Origin of the sequence: Streptomyces viridosporus (assembly GCF_002078235.1) — a bacterium.
In the GTDB taxonomy this organism is placed as follows: Bacteria; Actinomycetota; Actinomycetes; order Streptomycetales; family Streptomycetaceae; genus Streptomyces; species Streptomyces viridosporus.
The window spans coordinates 1-2,947 of record NZ_MSGP01000624.1 but is presented as its reverse complement, the minus strand read 5'-3'; the positions used below and the strand labels follow the sequence as shown (position 1 = coordinate 2,947).

Sequence of the window (2,947 nt, the reverse complement as noted above, 5' to 3'; positions counted from 1 at the left end):
GCACGCAGCTGCTCGCCGAGCGCCTGGGCGACTGGTCGGACGAGGAGGTCGGCCGGCTCACCCAGCTCATGGCCCGGCTCAGGGACAGCTTCGACGAGGGCCGGTCCACGGCCCGCCCGGCCCCGCCGCCGCCCCACCCGGCGCCTCCCGCACTCGAACGGACCACCCGTACACCCGCAAGCACGTAAGAGAAGGAAGTCCATGGCAACGACCACACCAGCCGGTGTGCGGGCTCATGCCAAGCACGGGGGAGGCTCCTCCGAAGGTCATGCTCCGATGACGCACCGACAGATCATGGAGGCACTGTCGGGCCTGCTGCTCGGCATGTTCGCCGCGATCCTGTCCTCCACCATCGTCACCAACGCCCTGCCCGAGATCGTCTCCGACCTCGGCGGCGGCCAGAGCGCCTACACCTGGGTCGTCACCGCCTCGCTGCTGGCGATGACCGCGTCCACCCCCCTGTGGGGCAAGCTCGCCGACCTGGTCAGCAAGAAGGCGCTGGTCCAGATAGCCCTGGTGGTCTTCGTCATCGGGTCCGTGGTGGCCGGCATGGCGCACAACCCGGGCACGCTGATCACGGCCCGGGTCATCCAGGGCCTGGGCGCCGGCGGTCTGTCCGCCCTGGCGCAGATCATCATGGCCGCGATGATCTCCCCGCGCGAGCGCGGGCGCTACTCCGGCTACCTGGGCGCGACGTTCGCCGTCGCGACCGTCGGCGGGCCACTGCTCGGCGGTGTCATCACCGACACCAGCTGGCTCGGCTGGCGCTGGTGCCTCTACGTCGGCGTGCCGTTCGCGGTGATCGCCCTGCTGGTGCTGCAGAAGACGCTGAACCTGCCGGTGGTCAAGCGCAAGGTCAAGGTCGACTGGGCCGGCGCCTTCTTCGTCACCGCGGCCGTCTGCCTGCTGCTCGTCTGGGTGACCTTCGCCGACGACAAGTACGCCTGGCTCTCCTGGCAGACGTACACGATGGTCGGCGGGTCGATCGCCCTCGCGCTGATCTTCGTCCTCGTCGAGTCCAGGGCCGCCGAGCCGATCATCCCGCTGCGCCTGTTCCGCAACCGCACCATCACCCTGGCGTCGCTCGCCTCGCTGTTCGTCGGTATCGCGATGTTCGCGGGCACCGTCTACTTCAGCCAGTACTTCCAGCTGGCCCGGGGCAAGTCCCCGACCATGTCGGGCGTCATGACGATCCCGATGATCGGCGGTCTGTTCCTGTCCTCCACGGCGTCCGGTCTGATCATCACCAAGACCGGCAAGTGGAAGAACTGGCTGCTGGTCGGCGGTGTGCTGCTGACGGCGGGCCTGGGCCTGATGGGCACCATGCGCTACGACACCCCGTACTGGCACATCGCGCTCTTCATGGCGCTGATGGGTCTCGGCGTCGGCATGATGATGCAGAACCTGGTGCTCTGCACGCAGAACCAGGTGGCCCCGAGCGACCTGGGCGCGGCCTCCTCGGTCGTGACTTTCTTCCGGTCCCTCGGCGGCGCGGTGGGCGTCTCGGTGCTCGGCTCCGTGATGTCCTCCCGGATCAGCCACTACGCCGCGGACACCATCGGCACGCTCGGCCCGCAGGACCGGGCGGCGGCCGGCCAGGCCTCCGGCGGCGCGATCCCCGACATGGACCTGCTGCCCCCGGCCGTCCGCACCTGGCTGGAGAGCGCCTACGGGCACGGCATCGCCGACATCTTCCTGTACGTCGCGCCGATCGCCTTCCTCGGCTTCCTGGTGACCCTGTTCATCAAGGAGGTCCCGCTGCGCACCGCCGGCGGGCTGGCCCAGGCGGCCGAGGCACCGGCCCCGGCCGGGGCGCCCGCCGCGGCCCGGGCCGCCGGGACCACCGCTCCGGTCGCCGCGACGGCCGCCGCCCCCGCCGCCGTCGCGGACACCGAGGCGGCGGACCCGGGCACGGCCGCCCGGCCGCTGTCCGCCGTCGCCACCGTCGCACCCCCGCAGGAGTCCACCGGGGGCGGCATCCCGGTGCGCGGTGTGGTGCGGGGCACCGAGAGCGCGCCCGTGCCGCAGGCCGCCGTCACGCTGATCTCGTTGGCCGGGCGCCAGCTGAGCCGGTCGGTGGCGCAGGCCGACGGTTCCTACGCGGTGGACGCGCCCGGGGCCGGGTCGTACGTCCTGATCGCCTCCGCCGACGGCCACCAGCCGCAGGCGTCCACGATCGTGGTGAACGACGAGCCCGTCTCCTACGACATCCTGCTCGGCGGGACCGGCGGGCTGACCGGTCTGGTCCGGTCCGCCGACAGCGGGCTGCCGGTGCCGGGCGCGATGGTCATCGTCACCGATGTGCGCGGGGACCTGCTGGCCACCGGGAACACCGACGAGCAGGGCGGCTTCTCCTTCGCCGAGCTGGTGCCGGGAACGGTGACCGTCGCGGTGAACGCCCTCGGCCACCGGCCGCGCGCACTGCCCGTCGAGGTGGGCGGCGCCGGGGTGACCCGGCTCGAGATCGAGCTGGAGACCGGCGCCCGGGTGCAGGGCGTGGTCCGCGCCCCGCACGGGCCGCTGGCCGACGCCCGGGTGACCCTGGTCGACGCGGCGGGCAACGTGGTCGGCACGGCCACGACCGGCGCGGACGGGGCGTACGCCTTCGCCGACCTGGACGGCGGCGAGTACACCGTCATCGCNNACCGGACCCCGGCCCGTGGCGGGCGAGCGCGTTCCGAGCGGGGACGCGCCCCGCCGCGGGCCGGCCCCCCTTCAGACCCTTTCGCCATCCTTCGCAGGGAGAAAAACGGGATGCCACTGACCGCGAGGATCCGTACCCGGGACGGATGGGCCGTGTCGCACGCGGTCGTCACGGTGGTCGACGCGACCGGTACGCAGGTGCTGCGCACCGAGGCGGACGCCGAGGGCACCGTCCGGGACGCCACCGCGCTGGCGCCGGGGGCGTACACCGTCGTCGTCACCGCGGTCGGCTACGCGCCCGCCG

Annotated in this window: 2 pseudogenes; both read left to right on the top strand. The window is 72.8% G+C overall.

The window, feature by feature from the left end:
- Nucleotides 1–188: pseudogene (locus B7L92_RS34535) on the top strand (MarR family transcriptional regulator); the annotation flags it as partial.
- A gap of 88 nt (nt 189–276) precedes the next feature.
- A pseudogene (locus B7L92_RS34530) lies at nt 277–2,655 on the top strand (MFS transporter); the annotation flags it as partial.
- Nucleotides 2,656–2,947 lie beyond the last annotated feature (292 nt).